Origin of the sequence: Corallococcus caeni, from assembly GCF_036245865.1 — a bacterium.
Lineage (GTDB): Bacteria > Myxococcota > Myxococcia > Myxococcales > Myxococcaceae > Corallococcus > Corallococcus caeni.
Genome location: NZ_BTTW01000002.1, coordinates 638,741 through 655,721, shown reverse-complemented (window position 1 = coordinate 655,721; position 16,981 = coordinate 638,741). Strand labels below are relative to the sequence as shown.

Annotated in this window: 16 protein-coding genes; 3 read left to right on the top strand and 13 right to left on the bottom strand. The window is 71.5% G+C overall.

What is annotated here, in order from left to right; all coding sequences use genetic code 11:
• The first annotated feature begins 27 nt into the window (after positions 1-27).
• On the top strand, positions 28-1,089 hold the full coding sequence (locus AABA78_RS10815) for an SDR family oxidoreductase (protein ID WP_338262882.1): 1,062 nt from the start codon (positions 28-30) through the stop codon (positions 1,087-1,089).
• On the opposite strand, the gene AABA78_RS10810 is transcribed toward AABA78_RS10815, so the two are convergent.
• From AABA78_RS10810 to AABA78_RS10790, 5 genes are all read right to left on the bottom strand, one after another.
• Positions 1,076-1,624 carry a hypothetical protein gene (locus AABA78_RS10810; protein ID WP_338262881.1) on the bottom strand — a complete coding sequence of 183 codons (549 nt, stop codon included), beginning with the start codon at positions 1,622-1,624 and terminating at the stop codon, positions 1,076-1,078. The genes AABA78_RS10815 and AABA78_RS10810 overlap by 14 nt on opposite strands.
• A 77-nt stretch (positions 1,625-1,701) precedes the next feature.
• Positions 1,702-2,874, bottom strand: coding sequence for a tetratricopeptide repeat protein (locus tag AABA78_RS10805; RefSeq protein WP_338262880.1), 1,173 nt, complete (start codon positions 2,872-2,874; stop codon positions 1,702-1,704).
• Positions 2,875-2,924: 50 nt separating this feature from the next.
• On the bottom strand, positions 2,925-4,640 hold the full coding sequence (locus tag AABA78_RS10800; RefSeq protein ID WP_338262879.1) for an aldehyde dehydrogenase family protein: 1,716 nt from the start codon (positions 4,638-4,640) through the stop codon (positions 2,925-2,927).
• An 86-nt stretch (positions 4,641-4,726) separates the two neighbouring features.
• A complete protein-coding gene (locus tag AABA78_RS10795) occupies positions 4,727-7,009 on the bottom strand; it encodes a M56 family metallopeptidase (RefSeq protein ID WP_338262878.1) in 2,283 nt (760 codons plus the stop codon).
• A 5-nt stretch (positions 7,010-7,014) separates the two neighbouring features.
• Positions 7,015-7,395: a BlaI/MecI/CopY family transcriptional regulator gene (locus AABA78_RS10790; RefSeq protein ID WP_014400122.1), complete on the bottom strand. Its 381-nt coding sequence runs from the start codon at positions 7,393-7,395 to the stop codon at positions 7,015-7,017.
• 267 nt (positions 7,396-7,662) lie between these two features.
• On the opposite strand from AABA78_RS10790, the gene AABA78_RS10785 reads away from it, so the two are divergent.
• Together AABA78_RS10785 and AABA78_RS10780 are read left to right on the top strand one after the other, a co-directional pair.
• The gene (locus AABA78_RS10785) at positions 7,663-8,253 is read left to right on the top strand and encodes a hypothetical protein (protein ID WP_338262877.1); all 591 of its coding nucleotides are present in this window, start codon (positions 7,663-7,665) and stop codon (positions 8,251-8,253) included.
• Between the two features lie 121 nt (positions 8,254-8,374).
• Positions 8,375-9,721 carry a hypothetical protein gene (locus AABA78_RS10780; RefSeq protein ID WP_338262876.1) on the top strand — a complete coding sequence of 449 codons (1,347 nt, stop codon included), beginning with the start codon at positions 8,375-8,377 and terminating at the stop codon, positions 9,719-9,721.
• Here AABA78_RS10780 and AABA78_RS10775 read toward each other — a convergent pair.
• From AABA78_RS10775 to hemF, 8 genes are all read right to left on the bottom strand, one after another.
• Complete coding sequence (locus AABA78_RS10775) at positions 9,718-11,328, bottom strand: phospholipase D-like domain-containing protein (protein ID WP_338262875.1); 1,611 nt, start codon at positions 11,326-11,328, stop codon at positions 9,718-9,720. The genes AABA78_RS10780 and AABA78_RS10775 overlap by 4 nt on opposite strands.
• A gap of 60 nt (positions 11,329-11,388) precedes the next feature.
• On the bottom strand, positions 11,389-11,625 hold the full coding sequence (locus AABA78_RS10770; RefSeq protein WP_171438659.1) for a chaperonin: 237 nt from the start codon (positions 11,623-11,625) through the stop codon (positions 11,389-11,391).
• Positions 11,626-12,393: 768 nt separating this feature from the next.
• Positions 12,394-12,846 carry a hypothetical protein gene (locus AABA78_RS10765; protein WP_171422125.1) on the bottom strand — a complete coding sequence of 151 codons (453 nt, stop codon included), beginning with the start codon at positions 12,844-12,846 and terminating at the stop codon, positions 12,394-12,396.
• Complete coding sequence (locus AABA78_RS10760; protein WP_338262874.1) at positions 12,843-13,505, bottom strand: anti-sigma factor family protein; 663 nt, start codon at positions 13,503-13,505, stop codon at positions 12,843-12,845. The genes AABA78_RS10765 and AABA78_RS10760 overlap by 4 nt, the downstream gene beginning before the upstream one ends.
• Before the next feature lie 85 nt (positions 13,506-13,590).
• A complete protein-coding gene (locus tag AABA78_RS10755; protein ID WP_120530574.1) occupies positions 13,591-14,205 on the bottom strand; it encodes a sigma-70 family RNA polymerase sigma factor in 615 nt (204 codons plus the stop codon).
• Positions 14,206-14,266: 61 nt separating this feature from the next.
• A complete protein-coding gene (locus AABA78_RS10750; RefSeq protein WP_338262873.1) occupies positions 14,267-15,388 on the bottom strand; it encodes an Immediate early protein ICP0 in 1,122 nt (373 codons plus the stop codon).
• A gap of 173 nt (positions 15,389-15,561) precedes the next feature.
• Complete coding sequence (locus tag AABA78_RS10745; protein WP_338262872.1) at positions 15,562-16,074, bottom strand: hypothetical protein; 513 nt, start codon at positions 16,072-16,074, stop codon at positions 15,562-15,564.
• On the bottom strand, positions 16,074-16,973 hold the full coding sequence (hemF, locus tag AABA78_RS10740; protein ID WP_171418124.1) for an oxygen-dependent coproporphyrinogen oxidase: 900 nt from the start codon (positions 16,971-16,973) through the stop codon (positions 16,074-16,076). The genes AABA78_RS10745 and hemF overlap by 1 nt, the downstream gene beginning before the upstream one ends.
• Between the last annotated feature and the right edge of the window lie 8 nt (positions 16,974-16,981).

Sequence of the window (16,981 nt, the reverse complement as noted above, 5' to 3'; positions counted from 1 at the left end):
ACACCTTCCCCTCAAGGGCCTTTTCCCATGACGACGAAGCACACGGCGCTGGTGCTGGGCGCCACCGGCATCATCGGCCGCAACCTCCTCACGTACCTGGACACGCGGCCGGACTGGAAGGTGAAGGCCGTGTCGCGCCGCGCTCCGGACTTCGCCACGCGCGCGGAGGTGAAGTCGCTGGACCTCCAGTCGCAGGACTCGCTCGCCAGCGCGGCCGAGTGGCTGCGCGACGTCACGCACGTCTTCTTCGCCGCGTACCAGGAGCATCCAGACCCCGCGGACCTCACGCGCATCAACGTGTCGCTCTTGCGCAACATCGTGGAGGCGGTGGAGAAGCACGCGCCGGGCTTCCGCCACGTGTCCTTCATCCAGGGCGGCAAGGCGTACGGCGCGCAGTTCGGCCTCTACAAGACGCCCGCCAAGGAGACCGACCCGCGCCACTTCCCGCCGAACTTCTACTACGACCAGGAGGACTACCTGCGCGACGCGTCCCAGGGCCGGCGCTGGAGCTGGACCGCCCTGCGGCCCGACATGATGATGGGGCTCGCCGTGGGCAACCCCATGAACCTGGGCAACCTCATCGGCGTCTATGCCTCGCTGTGCAAGACGCTGCGCGTGCCCCTGCGCTTCCCGTCCACGCCTCGCGCGTACTCCATCCTCGCCAACGTGACGGACGCCACGGTGCTGGCCAAGGCCATGGAGTGGTCCGCCCTCAACGAGGCGTGCGCGGGCGAAATCTTCAACATCACCAACGGCGACGTCTTCCGCTGGAGCCAGGTCTTCCCGCGCATCGCGGACGCGTTCGGCATCCCGTGCGCGGACCCGCAGCCCTTCTCCCTGACGGAGGCGATGAAGGACAAGTTCCCCGTCTGGGAGGCACTCACGCAGCGCCACGGCCTCCAGCCGCACGGCCTGAAGAAGCTGGCCAACTGGGCCTTCGGCGACTTCATCTTCGGCGTGGAGAACGACGCCTTCTTCGACGTGAACAAGGCCCGCCGCTTCGGCTTCCAGGAGATGCACCTGGACAGCACGGAGGCCATGGTCGCGCTGATGCGTCAGCTCCAGGCGGAGAAGCTCATCCCCGCTTGAGGCGCCCGCACACCGCGGACGCCGCCAGGAAGCCCACGCTGAAGGCGTCGCGGAAGCGGTTGTAGAGCATCCCCACGCCGGGCACGTTGGCGATCATGTCGCCGAAGCTCCACATCTCCTCGTGCGCGTGGATGAGCGGCAGCACCTCTCCGCCGCCCTCGCCGCGCTGGAGCGTGAAGTCGTAGACGAGAATCGTGCGCAGCGGGTACGTGTAGAGCCACGCGAACTGCTTGAGGTTCATCACCCCGTCCACGATGGCCCGCCCGCTCTTCCCATCCGGCTCCAGCTGGACGTTGAGCTGGAAGATGTCGAAGTCGAAGCGGAACATGCAGTGGAAGCCCGCCGCGCCCTTGCGGTACGTGTCCTTGCCGCCGCCCTTCTGCCAGGGGTCCGTGAAGGTGACGTCCTCGGCGATCATCGGCAGCAGCTCCGCGTCCAGCACCGACGCGGGAATGGACGTGGTGTAGAGCAGCCGCGTCACCTCCCGGAAGCGCGCTTCCAGCTGCTCGATGAGTGCCTGCTCCGCCTTGCGCATGCGCCGCCCCCGCTACCCGCTGATTGGACCGGGCCTGAAGGTAGGCACGGGCCTGGAGCGGGGGAAGACGGGGTGCGTCAACCGCTCAGTTCGGTGAGGAGCCGCGCCGCTTCGTCCTTCACGGCGACGTCCGCGCCCAGCGACTGCGCCTGCCGGGCGTGCCGGGTGGCTTCCGCCCGGTCGAACGGCTGGGTGGCGCGCGCCAGGTTCAGGTGCGTGAGCGCGTCCTGGGGGTTCGCCTCCAGCACGCGCTCCAGCAGCACGCGGGCGCGCGCGTGGTCCTGGTCGCCCATGAGCAGGCGCACCAGGTCGTTGGTGGGACCGGGCTCCTGCGGCGCCGCCGCCACGGCCGCCTCCAGGTGCTTGCGGGCCTCCGCGCGCTCGCCCAGCGCCTCGTGCGCCTGCGCCAGCGAGTGGAGGATGTCCCACTGGTTCGGGGCGCGCTGGAGGGCCTCGCCGAAGAGGGCCTTCGCCTCCGCCAGCTCCCCGGCCAGCATGCAGGCCAGGCCGTGCAGGTGGATGTAGCGGACCTGCGTGGGCTCCAGCTCGCGCAGCTCCAGGATGGTGCGGCGGGCCGCGTCCTGGCTGTTGGCCTGGAGGTAGAGGCGCAGCAGGTCCTGCAACACCGCCACGCGCGTGCGGCCCTGGGCGTTCTCCAGGGCCCGCGTGGCCGCCGCGATGGCCAGCCCGACGGCGCCGTTCGCCGCGTGCGCGCGCGACAGCATCAGGTGCGGCAGGGCCTCCTGGGGCGCCAGCGCCGTGGCCTGCTGGAAGTGCTCGGCCGCCGCCGCCGTGTCCTTGCGCTGCACCGCGATGCGGCCCAGCTCGAAGTGCGGGTAGGCGCTGTGGGGCGCCACCACCTGCGCGGCCTCGAAGGCGGCCTTCGCGCCCTCCAGGTCGCCGCGCTCGGCCAGCAGCGTGCCCAGGTTGAAGCGCTCGAAGTAGCCGGCGGTGGGCGCGGCGGCCAGCGCCTTGAGCGTCACCAGCGCCACCGCGTCGCCGGCCTGCGCCTTGAGCATGGCCAGGTGGGCCTGCGCCTCCGTGTTGTCCGGCTGCACCTGCAACAGCCGCGTCACGGCCCCTTCCGCGTCCTTCGCGGCGCCGGTGCTCAGGTGGGTGCGCACCAGCCCCATCAGACAGTCCACGTCCTTCGGGTCGATGGAGAGGCCCTTCTGGAAGCTCTTCACCGCCTCCGCGGGCTGGCCCTGCTGGAGCAACTGCCCACCCTCTTGCGCGTACCTGGATGCCATGGCCCCCTACCTACCACGAGCCTCCAGAAACCCCGCCTCCCCGCCTGCCCCTACCGGCGCAGCGCCGCCAGGGCGACACCGGGCAGCTTCCACCAGGACGGGGACTGCTCGAATTCCACCAGCCGGCGGGACAGCGTCGCCATCCCCTTGTGACCGGGCACCCACGGGGGCGGGAACAGGGACGTGATGGGGGCGCGCAGGACCGCCTTCTCGATGGACTCCAGCATGGACGTGTTGTGCACCCAGCCCTGCCCGCTCTGGATGTCCCGGGGCGACGCGGACGGATGGCCGCCCCAGGGCAGGCTGCCCAGCGCGTAGCCCGCGGCGGGCCAGGTGTTGATGGCGACAGTCCCGTAGCGCAGGTCCCGCACCGCCTTCTCCACCGCCGCGCGCACCCTCGGGTCCCGCATCGTCTTCGGGTGGACGATGAGCATCACGTTGAGGGTGCCCCACACCTTCTCGTTGAGGAACGCGACCGCGGCCTCCAGGAAGGCCACGGGTTCGTCGGAGCCCGGCAGGCCCGTCTCCGACAGCACCGTGCACCAGGGCTCGTGGCGGAACACGCGGTCGTCCGTCCTGGCGGGGTCCACGTCCGGAATCAGCGCGTAGGCCAGGTCGCCCTCGCCGGGGTTGCCCACGAGCCGCAGGTTGGGGCGCGCGTCCGTGAACTGGTGCCAGCGCTCCTGCGCGCCCGGGTAGTACGCGCGGCGCACGGGCGCCTGCCCCAGGCTGGCCTGGATGCGGTCCACCAGCGCGCCGCGCTTGAGCCAGTCCTTCGGCTGCACCAGCAGCTTCGCCGCGTTGCAGTTGAAGGACGCGTTGTTGGACACCATGCCGGCGATGTCGTCCGCCTGGAAGCGCAGCTCGCCGTCCGAGTACGGCCCCGGCACCACCACCACGGGGGAGATGTTGCCCAGCTCGCTGGAGACATGCTTCGCGAGCAGCGGTTCGTTCTTGCGCCGGCGCTCGTCGGACTCCGGGCCGGGCGGACCCCACACGAGCGCGTCGTGGGTCTTGTCGCTGCCGGTGATGTGCACCTCGTCCACCGCGGCGTGGTGGACCAGCTGCGCCCCCTCCTCCGCGCCGCCGTACACGATGGCCAGCGCGTCGCGCGCGACGAGCGGCGCGAAGGCCTGCTCCAGGAACGGGCCCAGGTACGCGTTGACGGGGTTCATCTTGAGCACGCAGACGGTGCCCTCGACGAAGAGCTTGTAGAGGCAGTCCAGCGGCGGGATGGAGTTGACGTTGCCGCCGCCCAGCACCGCGCAGACGCGGCCCTTGTGGGGCTTCTTGTAGAAGGACGCCTGGTGGTCGCGCAGGTTGTCCGCGGTGACGCCGGGCTGGAAGTAGACCTCGCCCGTGGTGCCGGGCAGCAGCATTCCCTCCAGCCGGTCGCGAGGGAACAGCCGTGCGGCGAGCCGGCCGTCCTCCAGCGTGCGCAGGTGCTTCCTGGGGATGACGGGCACGCCGTGCGCCTGGATGTCCTTCAGCGCGTCCGCCAGCAGGCGCAGGTTGCGCACCACCACCATGGGCCCGGCGAGCCACTCCTCACCCGCGAGTGGACCGCCGGGGTCGATGCCCTTCGCCTCGCAGGCCGCGCGTACGCTGGGCTCCGCGATGGCGACGTACGCGTGGCGCAGGTCCTCCAGGAGCCGGATGCGCTCCTTCAGGGCGAGCTTCACCCACGCGCTCGAGCCCTCACGGACCCGGCGCACCAGGATGTCGATGGTGGTGCGTGACGTGGACTGCGGGACGGCGGCGGACATGGCGACCTCCGAGACAGGCTTCACACCGGGTCCCGGTATAGGGAACCCCCGCGTGCGCCGTCACCGAGGGGCCGCGCCCTCCGTCCTCAGGTAGGCAGGGGCTCGGCCAGGCCCTTGCGGATGGCATCGTCGATGACGGCCATGACCTTCTTCATGTTCTCGCGGCCGCGGGCCGCCTGCTGCTCGCCCAGCTTCCCCTGCTCCTCGCCGAGCTTCCCCTGCTGCTCGCCCAGCTTCTCCTGCTCGTCGCCCAGGGCCTCCATCTTCTGGCTGAGCGCCTCCTGCTCCTTGTCCAGGCCCTCCAGCTCCTGGTCGAAGGACTCGTCGCGCTTGTCGAGCTCCGCCTCCTTGCGGTCGCGCTCGGGGCTGTCCCCGAGCGAGTGGAGGCGGGCGCGCTCCATGGCGATCTCCGCGCGCTTGGCGGCGATGGCGGCGTGCTTCGCGGCGATCTGCGACATGGGATAGGCGAGCTCCGCCTGCTTCTGGCCCAGCGCGGCCTGCTTCTCACCGAGCGCGGCCTGCTTCTCACCGAGCGCGCCCTGCGCGTCGCCCAGCTTGCGGTCGTCCTCCATCAGATTGCGCACCTGCTCCAGCGTCTTGGCGTCGCGGATCAGCATGGGCTTGCCGTCACGGCGCACGAAGAGCAGGTCCTTGCCCTTCTGCTTGAAGGTGCGCGCCATGTAGAGGTCGTCCGTGGAGCCGGCCATCATCGTGCGGCCGTCGGAGATGTACGCGAAGGTGTCGTCGTCCTCCATGTCCATGGGCGCGGGAGGTGCGGGAGGCGCCGGAGGACGCGGCGCGGCGGCGAGCATGGGGGCCATGGGCGGCAGCGGGCGCAGCGCACCACCGGCCGGGGACGCGGGAGGCACGGGCGGCAGCGGGGCCAGCGCGCCACGGACCGGAGGAGCGGGCGGCACCGGGGCCAGCTTGCCACCCATGGCAGGAGCGGCGGGCGCGGGGGGCGCGGCGACGTGCGTGGTGAGCGCCGTGGCCCGCCCCGGCGTGGGAGGAGGCAGCGCGGACAGCGCGGGCAGCGGCGGCGCGTCCGCGGGCGTTCCCGGCGCCTTCGCGGTGTGCTCCGTCACGGTGGGCTTCGCGGCCGGCGCGGCGTCCTGGGGCAGCTGCCGGACGGTGCCCACCTTCACGGGGGCGGGGGCCGCGTCCTTCGCGGCGGGAGCGGCGTTCTCCGCGGGCGCCTTGGCGACGACCTGGAAGGGCATCAGGACCACGGCGCCGAGGGCGAACAGCGCACCCTTCAGCCACCGGCGGGGTTGGGTGGGGACGACGTCGACATGTTCCAGCATGCGGAGCCTCCTGTGCAGCGCGTGAAGGTGGGCCGACGCCCCAAGCGCCGCTGCGCTGCCGGGGGGCCGGGTGATGCCAAAGGCGATGAGCAATTCGCCGTAGTCCGCGGGCTCCGCGCCGGTGAGGCGCAGCGCCTCCGCGTCGCACGCCTCTTCCCGGGCGAGCGCGTACTCACGGGCCGCCTGGCGCGCGAGCGGGTGGAAGAAGAGGACCGTCTCCGCCAGCGCCGGCACCCAGCCCAGCCACAGGTCCCCGCGACGCAGGTGCGCCACCTCGTGCGCCAGCGCCATGCGCAGCGCGTCCTCCGGCAGGTCGCGCACCGCCTTCGCGGGCAGCACGATGACCGGCGACACGAGCCCCGCGGCCAGCGGGCTCACCACCTCGTCCGACACCAGCAGCGTGGGCGGACGGCGCAGGCCCGCTTCGTTCGCGAGGAACTCCGCCTCCTCCTCCAGCACCGGGTGACGGAAGGGCCGCGCACGCTCGCGCATGCCGCGCACCTGGCGATACGCCTGCACGTGCCCCCGCACCTTCCAGACCACGCCCGCGCCCCACAGGACGAGCAGCGCCCACGCCAGGCCCACCGTCCACGGATGCGAGCGCAGCGACTCGCCGGCGCCCCGGACGAACGCCGCGAGCCGCGCCCCGTGCGAAGGAGCCTCCGAGGCCACCGCGGTGGGAGCCGGGGCCGTGCCTTCCGATGGCACGGGCCGGGACACCTGGATGCGCGTGGCGCCACCGTGCGCGTCGGACGCCGTGCGCATCGTGATCATCACGGCCGGTGTCTGGGATTGCGCGCCTCCCGCGCCGGACGTCTGGGATTGCGCCGCCGTCGCGGACTCCACGGGCAGCAGCGCGAGCGGCATGGGCCTGGGCCAACCCAGCGTGAGCACGAACTTGAGCGCCACCAGCCACCACAGGCCGGCGCGAAGGGCCGCGGGCAGGCGCGGCAGCGCCCGGGCCACGCCCCAGACGACCAGCGCGCACAGCGCCCCCTGCCACGAGGCGCGCCACACCGACTCCGACCACGACGACCACCACGGCGAGGTCACGAGAGGCGTCATGGGGCTCACTCCTTCCGCTTCTGGCGCAGGCGCGCCACGACGTCCTGGAGCTGCTTCAGCTCTTCGTCGGACACGTCCTCCGTCTCCGACAGGTAGGTGACGAACGGCGACAGCGAGCCGCTGAGCGTGCGCTGCACGAAGTTCCCTACGACGTCGCGCAGCAGCTCTTGCGTCGCCACCGGCGAGGCGTACTGGAACACCCCGTCCACCTTGCTCCGGGTCAGGTGCCCCTTGAGCCGCAGGCGCTCCATCACCGTCAGGATGGTGGAGCGCGCCAGCCCCTGCGCCTCACCAAAGCGCTCGGCCACCTCGCCCACGGTCGCGGGCCCGTGCTCGGCCACGTACCGCAGCACCGCCAGCTCCTGCTCTCCCACCGGCTTCTTCATGCGCCCTGCCCTTCGTGACGACAGCTGTAGTCAGAAAGCAAGGTACGCCTGACTACAGGCGTAGTCAACTCGAAGTGGATGAAGCGCACGGGCCTTGTGCGGAAGCGCAGGAGCCCCGCGCGCACTGTCAGGGTGCCGTGGGCCTGCTCTCCCGGCCGCTCAGGGGCGTGCCGGTTGGGAGGAGCTCGTGTGTGTCCTTGTCTCTGTCGGAAGGACAACCAGATTTCCTCAAGCCGACTTCAAACCCGACACACACGGAGATTTCCCATGAAGCTCCCTCTGTTCGCGGCGATCGCCGCCCTGTCGCTGTACGGTTGCAGCCACTCCTCCAGCGCGCGTGAGGCCTCGTCTCCGGAGGCAGGCGCCATCGGCGGCTCGGGCAGCGCGGGCAGCACCCAGGACACCAGCAGCGGGAGCATGGACTCCTCGTCCTCGGACTCCGCCTCCCAGGAGCTGCCCGGTGAGACGGGCAACGTCAGCGACCTGGAGAAGCGCGACCGCATGGACGCGCCCACCGTCTACGAAGGCGAGGCCACCGGCGGCTCCGGCGCCGCCGACGAGACCGTGAAGACCCAGGACGGCCAGAAGTGGGACGTGCAGCAGAACACGCCCACCGACCTGGGTGACACCCAGGCTCCCTCCGGCGCGGTGAACCAGAACCGCGACCCCAATGAGAAGGGCAACCTGGGCACCGAGGGCGGCACCGGCGGCTCCGGATCCACCAGCACCGACGGCAAGAGCGACGTGAAGGACGTGAGCGGCGAGACCGAGTCCGGTGCCCTCAACAGCGACACCGACGACTCCAGCACCGACAGCTCCAAGGTCGAGTCCGGCGCCACGCCCGACCCCACCAATTAGCCTCGCGCCCCACGTGAGGGCGGATACCCGGTAAAGCCCGCACGCGGGCCGCGCCGGGTATTCGTCTGTCCACCCCGCGCCCCGCCAACTAGAGTGAGCACCAATGACTGGTGCTCCCTTCGTGGCCCTGATCGCACTGCTTCACTCCCAGTCCTCCACCATCGAGGAGGTCCCCAATGATCCGCGGGAGGAGGCGTCCGCGCCGGAGTCCTCGGGGAGTCCGGGCAGCTCGGAGGGCATCGGCTTCCGGGCGTTGCTGGAGGTGGGGCCGCTGAGCTTCCCGTCGGGGACGCGCGGTGGGGAGCAGGACCTCTTCGGGTACGCGTACCCGTCACTGGGCGTGGATGGCGGCGAGGACTTCGCGTTCATGCTGGGTGCGCCGCTGCGCTTCCGGCTGCTGGACAACGACCCGAAGCAGAAGGACCAGGACTACGGCGCGTGGCTGCGGCGCGAGGACTGGGACGAGCGCAGCGACTACGGCCAGGTGGTGCGCCTGCTGCGCATTGGCGACGAGTCCGGCCGCTTCGGTCTGCGCGTGCAGCCGTTCCTGGAGGAGTCGCTGGGGCGCGGCTACCTGGTGAACCGCTACGACAACCAGCTCAACCCGAACTACCACCCGGCGGGCGGCACGGTGTCGTTCACCGCGGGGCCCGCGCGCGTGCAACTCTTGGCCAGCGACGTGCTCGCCGCGCGCGTGTTCTCCGGCGAGTTGCTGCTGGACATCGGCCGCATCGTCAGCGACAGCGAGGCGAACTTCGACCGCTACCTGGTGCGCGCCTCCGCGGCGCACGACTTCGGCGAGGCGGGCGGCGTGACGCCGGAGGCCACGCTCGCGTCGGTGGGCGGCGAGTTCGCCATGTACAAGGGCGAGCGGCTGCGCTCGTGGGCCCTGGTCGCCGGCGGCGCGCGGCTCAACGAGGGCGCACAGGACGTGGGCGCCCTGCTGGGCGTCGCGTTCGAGGGCAACTTCAAGGGCACGCAGCTCAGCGTCACCGTGCAGGGGCGCCGGCAGGGCGGCGGCTTCCGCTTCGGCTACTTCGGCGCGGGCTATGAGCTGTCGCGCTTCTCCGCCGTGGGCCTCTCCGAGGAGCCCCAGGCGGACCAGCGCGTGCCCCAGGACTTCTCCGGCTACCTGGAGCTGTCCGTGGCGCGCGGCGACGGGCCGGACTCCGCGGAGGTGGTGGCCAGCGGCGCCGTGGAGTACTCCGCCTTCGGCCGCACGGACGGCGACCTGTCCCTGAGCATCAGCAGCCCGGGGGGCGAGTCGCGCGGCATCGCGCGCGTGGTGGTGGTGGGCCTGGGTGACAAGCCCCGCTACTCGGTGGCGGCGGAGTTCCGGCAGCGCGTGCTGCCCGCCATGTACGTCTGGGGCGCCGGCGCCACGCTGTACTTCCCGCAGCCGGATGACACGCTGGTGCGCGGCGTGAGCGTGGGCGCTGGCGTGGGCGTGGACTTCGCCCGCCGCTAGCTCTCCGCCGTCCCGCCCTCCTCCTGCACGGAAGCGCAAGGCAGGATGGCGCTGTGCCGGGCCGTGTCGCACGACTTGCCGACGAGCCACCGCGACAGCAGGCGAACGCCGGAGGCGAAGAGGCCGTCGTCGCCCTTGTGCAGGGCCTCGAAGAGGGACTCGTCCAGCACCGACTCCTCCGGGTCGATGAGGAACTCCTCCGGCTCCAGCGGCTTGAAGAGGGGGTTCTGGTCGAACACCGTCTCCAGCGGGTGTGGACGCAGCCGGTGCTGCCCGTCGTGGGCCAGCCGGTCCAGCGTCTCCACCATGTGCGTCGCGGCCACCAGCGGGCGCAGCGCGGCCACGCCCGCCAGGCCCGCCTGCTCCGCCATCAGCGACACGCGCACGCGGCGGATGGCGCTCGACACGGCGTCCCCGGGCGCCTGCGCCTCCCAGCTCAGGTTGAGCTCTGAATCCAGGCCCAGGCTGCGGTTGGTCGTGTTCGCGGAGCCGATGGTCATGAACGTGTCGTCCACGATCAGGACCTTCGAGTGGATGTACGTGAAGACATCCGAGCCGTCCTCGTCCTTCGCCGCCGAGCCGTACACCGCGAAGCCGTGGCCCGTTTCGGAGGCCACCTCGCGCAGCGCGCGCAGCAGGCGCACCTGGGCCACGCCCATGGCGATCTGCTCGCGCAGCGCTTCGGGCTGACGGGGCAGCACCAGCATCACCTGGAGCCTGGGCCGTCCGGCCGCGCGCATGCGCTTGACGAGCGCGTCGTAGATGGCGCGCGAGGAGAAGTACTGGTTCTCGATGTAGATGAAGCGTTCGGCCGCGTCGATGGCGTCCACGTACAGCGCGCGGATCTCCTGCACCTCCGCTTGCGGCGGCAGGATGGTCTTTCCAAAGGTGCGGCTGATGGCCACCGGGCCCGGAGGCGCGGGCATCGTCGCTTCGAAGGTCAGGTCGTCGCGGTTCACGGGCTCCAGGTGGAGCTCGCCACCGCCCGAGTGCGCCCAGCGCGCCTCGAACAGCTCCGCGAGCGGCTTCACCGCGGGGCCCGTCAGCACCGTCTGCACGTCGTGGTAGGGCCCATGCGGGTCGCGGCCGGAGTCGCAGCGCAGCTTCGAGCGCGCGGGGTGGTCCCGGTCGTCCCAGCGGCAGTCACACACGTCCATGCCGCCGGTGAAGGCCATCACGCCGTCGACGACGACGAGCTTCTGGTGATGGGCTCCGTAGAGCGGGCTGGAGGAATCGAAGCGGAAGCGCAGCCGCTCGTTCGTGGTCCAGTTGAAGAGCACGTTCTGCATCCACTCGCGCTCCATGGCGAGCAGCATGCTGAAGTCCCAGGCGAGGATGTAGACGTGCAGCTCCGGGTTCTCCCGGCACATCTGGTCCAACAGCGGCAGCAGCCGGACCTCGCCTCCGTTCGCCTCTTCCAGGTCCTCACCGCGCAGCAACGTGACGTCGCTGTCGAACTGCCAACCGGTGATGACGATGGAGCGGCGGGCCTTCCGGATGGCCCGATACAGCTCTCGGTAGTAATCCCGGGCGTCCACCAGCACGCCCGCGTCATGCGTTTCCGTCCGCGTCCAGCAGTTGCGTCCGGGGATGAGAATGGATTTCACGTCGTTCACCTGGCCCTGGAGTGGATCCCTGATGTGTCCGCGCCCGGCCGGCGGCAGCAATCACCCCACGAAGACAATGTGCTTGCCGGTCGCCAGCGTCATGTCGGTCGAGGAGACAACCTTGGCCACCTTGCGAGCCTCGCCGCCCACGGTGTCGAAGGCCGCGGCGATCAGGTCACCGAGCGTCACCTGCACGCGCTTCGCCTGCTTGCCAGCGGAGGACACGGCCTTGACCGTCTTCGCCTTCATCTGACGGGCCTTGCGCTGGATGGTCTGCTTCTGGGTCTTGGTCGCCATGGTCTTTGTCTCCTGAGGATGAAGTGTCTGCCCGTCTGCGTGATGTGCCGTACCGCCCCGTACCGCCCGTCCTGCCGTGCTGCCCCTGCCCCGTCCCGCCCGTACCGCCCCGACCCGCCCTGCCCCGTCCTGCCTTGCTGCCCCGACCCCGTCCCGCCCGTCCCGCCCCGTCCTGCCTTGCTGCCCCGACCCCGTCCCGCCCGTACCGCCCCGTCCTGCCTTGCTGCCCCGACCCCGTCCCGCCCGTACCGCCCCGTGCTGCCCCGACCCCGTCCCGCCCGTACTGCCCCGGCCTGCCTTGCTGCCCCGACCCCGTCCCGCCCGTACCGCCCCGTCCTGCCCGCCCCGCCCCGCCGCCCTGCCCGCCCACCGTCCCGCCCGTCCTGCCCTCAGACCCAAGAGCAACTGCCGTGCCGTCGCTCAACCCGGCGTTTTCCGAGGGAAGAAACCCTGAGGCACGCCGTGGGAAGCGGGCAGGACTGACTTTCTTTCAGCCCGGCTCCAGGTAGTTCCGCCCTCTTTCCTGCCCCGCGGTCGCAGGCGCACCCCGGCGCACGTCAGGCGCGGGACGGAGCGCTCCGACACCTGGACAGCCAGCACACCGCCCACGCAGGGGTGGATGTGCGAGGAGGAGGGAAGATTCAGGAGCAGCGGGACCCTGACGCGGGGCCGCCCGGGAAGGAGGGGGCCATCCAGGCGTCAGGGAGGGGTGCTTCCACCGGACGGCGCCTGCCCGAGGGCGGCGCGCATCCGTCACGGCTCACACGGCTACTTCGACGGCGGCACCAGGACGAGGATGAGCTCGCCGCCCACGTGCTTGCCGGCCTTCTGGTACACGGCGCCCTGGCGGCCCAGCTCCACCTCCACGGAGGACTGGTTCGGGATGATGACGCGCAGCGTGGCGCTGCCGTCCTTCATGCCCAGCAGCTGGAGCGACGCGTTCGTCCCGTTGGGGAGCTTCACTTCCGTGGGCTTCTGGGCGCCCACCTCCACCGTGTCCAGCGACATGCGCTTGAAGGACGTGAAGCTGAAGTTCTGCTTCTGGAACGCCTCCTTCATCTTGCCCAGCTCCGGCGGGTCCACCACCGTGCCCTTGTTGGAGGCCAGCACCACCTCCACCTGGACCTTCACCTTCTGCTCCTGGGCGAAGGCCACCGACGGCCCCAGCACCCAGCCCACGGCGAACAGCAGTGCCAGCACCGCCCACGTCGGCTTCGTCATAGCGCTCCTCCGGTGGGCCGCGGCGGGACGGACGGAGCCGCCGCCGGCTGTCCTCCCTGGTCGTCCGGCTCCACGCTCGATTCCTGGCCTTCCGTCACGCCCGGCTTCTTCTGCCCGTCGGCGGCGCCCTTCACGGTCTCCGGGGCCTGCTCCTGCTCGTCCACCATCCAGATGATGGAGCCGCCGCCCTCCGTCTCCATCACCACCGGGGCCACGCGGGCGCCCTGGTAGGACTGGATGGACTTCACCGTCATGCGCTCGGCGGCGTAGCCCTCCGGCGCGGTGTCGCGCAGCACCAGCGGCAGCGCCACCAGCAGCACCACCGCGGCGGTGGCCAGCGACGAGATCATCGCGGTGCGCTGGTAGAGGAACATCTCCGACAGGGCCAGCCGCAGCCGCTCGATGAGGGGCGGCTTCTCCGGCGTCACCCGGGCCATGACCTTCTGGGCGAAGTCCTTGAAGTCGACGTCGTCCACCGCCATGTCCAGGCCCACCCGCAGCAGCCCGGACTCGGCGCGCAGGTCCGCCGCGCGGCCCGTGCAGTCCCGGCAGGCGGCCAGGTGCCGCTCCACGTTCACGCGCTCCCCGGGAGCGAGTTCACCGTCGATGTAGGGAGACAGGAGCGGTACGAAACGCTCACACGCGGGATTTCCGGCCATACTCTTCACCCTGCGGGCTGGTGGGAATTCGTCGGTGGGGACGCGCTCGGGCCCACAGATATTCGAGGAGGCCTTTCTGGCACCCTCATTCGTTGCCCACCCCGCTCTTGGCTTCGTCCAGCTCCAGGTAATCCCCCAGGATTTTCTGCACCTTGGCGCGCGCGTGGAACAGGCGGCTCATCACCGTGCCCTTGGGGATGTCCAGCGTGCGGGCCAGGTCCTCGTAGGACATTCCCTCGATTTCGCGCAGCAGGAGGATGGCGCGGTGCTTCTCCGGCACCGTGGCCAGCGCCTCCTGGATCTTCTCCGCCAGCTCCTTGCGCAGGGCGCTCTTCTGGGGGTTCGTCCCCAGGCGGCTGCCCAGCGCGCCGATGCGGGCCTCGGACAGGTCCACGTCCTGCGTCTCGTCGAACTCCACGGGCTCGCCGCTGCCCCGGCGCTTGCGCAGCACGTCGATGCAGATGTTGGACGTGATGCGGTAGAGCCACGTGTAGAAGGACGCGTCGCCCTTGAAGTGGTCCAGGTACTTGTAGACCTTGACGAACGCCTCCTGGGAGACGTCCATCGCCTCCTCCTTGTCCTTCAGCATTCCGAGCGCGACGGCGTACACCTTGCGCTGGTAACGCTCGACGAGGAGCTTGAAGGCGCGCTGGTCCCCGCTGCGGACGCGCTTGACGAGTGTGAGGTCGTCGGTGGCCAAGTGCGCGGCACCGTAGCACAGGCCGCGACAACCCCAAGGCTTTCGACGCGGCCCGTCGCTCCTAGAGGGAGCTGACGAGCGCGATGGCGGCCAGCGCCAGGCCCACCATGGCCAGGACCGCCCCGAACACCATGCGGTCCCACTGGGCCTGGGAGACGGCGGAGTCCTCGGTGTCCTCACCGGCCCGGAAGGCGTGGAGCACGTTCCAGAACATCCGGCCGCCCAGCCGCCGGTCCGTGCGGTTGCGGTCGTGGGGGTCGTCGTTCTGGAGGGGCTGGCCCTGGGCGTCCCGGCGCACGAAGGGCCCCGGAAGGGGCTGGTAGAGGCCGGGGGTGAGCGGGGCGGCCTGCTCGGAGTGGCGCACGTCGGGCGGGGGCTCCAGCCGGACGGCGTCCGCGCGCTCGCGGGCCTCCTCGGGCGTGGGCGCGTCCATCACCCAGAGGCCGGCCTCCACGCCGTCCTGCCCGGTGTGGGCGTCCTGGAGCCCGGCGAAGCCCTGGTCCTTGAGGGCCTGCGCGAAGGCGGCCCTGCCCTCCGGAGCGGGCGGGTGCCAGGCGGCGGCCTCCGCGTACGCGGCGAAGAAGGCCCACAGGCGGGCCACCCGGTCCGACGAGGGCAGCGACGAGGGCCGCACCTGCGCGGCCAAGAGCGCCCCGTCCGACGCGAAGCGCTTGCCCACCGCGAGCTGGCCCTCCAGGTCCTTCAAGTCGGAGGGGATGAGCGACTCCACGTCCAGCACCGGCCCGCGCGCCTCGCCCGCGCCCAGGTAGGGGCTGGCGGTGGTGGGGCCCGCGCCGGGCGTGCGGAAGCCGTCGCCGCCCTTGCGCCGGGGCGTCTGGGTGGCCGTGCCGGAGGACTCGAAGCCGGTGCCGGCGTCCGCGCGGGGCGCCCGCGCCGTGCCGCCGCCCTTGTCGGTGCGCGGGGGCAGCGGGCCCCGGTTGGGAACGCCGACGCGGAGCGAGCGCGCGCCCACGTCCTGGGGCGTGCCGTCCGCGCTGGCGCCGTCCGGGGAGGCGCCGGCCTCCAGACCTTCGCCGCTGCTCTCCGTCGCCTCGCCACTGGGGAGCCCCTGCTCACCGGGCTCCAGCGGCGCGCCGCCGTCCGCTTCCGGAGGAAGGCCCACGGGCGGGGCTCCGATGCGGGTGCGGTCCCCGGGCGAGGTGGTGGGGGTGGAGGTCTCCATCCCGTCATCGCGGAACGGAGAGGCCGGCGACGTGGGCGCGGGCCCCGAGGGCCCACCGCCAGAGCGGGGCCCGCCGGGGCCTTGATTCCCACCCACGCGGGGGCCGCGGATGTCGCCGACGTTTCCCATTGCCAGGATTCTCTCACAACGAGAACCCGGAGTTGCATGGGGGGCTACTCCCCCTCGTGCTCCACCTGCACGGGGGTCGTCATCCCGTTGGCATCCAGACGGATGCGGTAGACGGCGTTGAGGCCGTCGCCGTCCGTGTCCGCGCGGGCGAGGCAGGACACCTCCGGCTCGCCCACGGGGCTCTCCTCCACCCGCACCTCGTACTGCAGGTGCACGGTGGGGCCGGGGTCGAAGCCGATGCGGCGGAAGTCCTCGTGGTCCTTCGGGAACGGCACGGCCTCTCCCCGCTGGGGCACGGGGACGGGATAGGGCGCGATGGTCACGTAGTCGCCGTGTTCGTCGCGGAAGCCCTGCACCGCGTCGCACAGGGCCAGCACCTGGATGCGGGCCTCGTTGGCCACCTGCTCCGGGGACGCGGCCCCGCCGCCCTTCATCGCCGGCAGCTGCGTGATGAACAGGGCGGTGGCGGCCATCGCCGCGAACACGGTGACGGCGATGCCCAGGCGCACGCCCGTGTTGCGCGCTTTCGCGGGGCCGGGCTCCGGAGGCGATGACATCAGGCCCACTCCCGGGGGTTGCGCAGCACCTCCACCAGCCGGGCCTCCGGGGTGCCGGGCTCCGGGTGGTGGTCGTAGCGCCAGCGCACGCGAGGCGGCAGCGACATGAGGATGGACTCCGTGCGCCCCTGCGTCTCCAGGCCGAAGATGGTGCCCCGGTCGTAGACCAGGTTGAACTCCACGTAGCGGCCCCGGCGCACCTCCTGCCAGAAGCGCTGTTCTTCCGTCACCGGCGTGTCCTTGTGCTTCCGCGCGATGGGCAGGTACGCGGGGATGAAGCTGTTGCCGCACGCCTGCACGAAGGCGAACTCACGCTCCAGGTCGCCGCCCATGTTCTCGAAGAAGAGGCCGCCCACGCCGCGCGCCTCGCCCCGGTGGCGCAGGTGGAAGTAGTGGTCGCACGCGGCCTTGAAGCGCGGGTAGTACGTGGGGTCGTGCGCGTCGCACGCGGCCTTGTGCACGCGGTGGAAGTGGGCCGCGTCCTCGTCGTGCAGGTAGTACGGCGTCAGGTCCGCGCCGCCGCCGAACCACGCGCGGCCGCCCTGCTGGATGAAGCGGTAGTTGGCGTGCACCGTGGGCACGTGCGGGCTGCGCGGGTGCAGCACCAGCGACAGGCCGCCGGCCCAGAAGGTGCGCCCCTCGCCCTGGAGCTTCTTCGCGAAGGCCTCCTCCAGCTCGCCGTGGACGATGGAGGTGTTGACGCCCGCCTTCTCCAGGACGGCGCCCTCCTCCAGCACGCGGCTGCGGCCGCCACCGCCGCCCGGGCGGGTCCACGCGTCCTCGCGGAAGCGGCCCTGGCCGTCCAGCTGTTCCAGCGCGCCACAGATGTCGTCCTGGAGCTTCTGGATGAAGGCGGTCATGCGCGCCTTCAAGCCCTCCACGTCCACCGTCGCCGTCATGCCCGTTG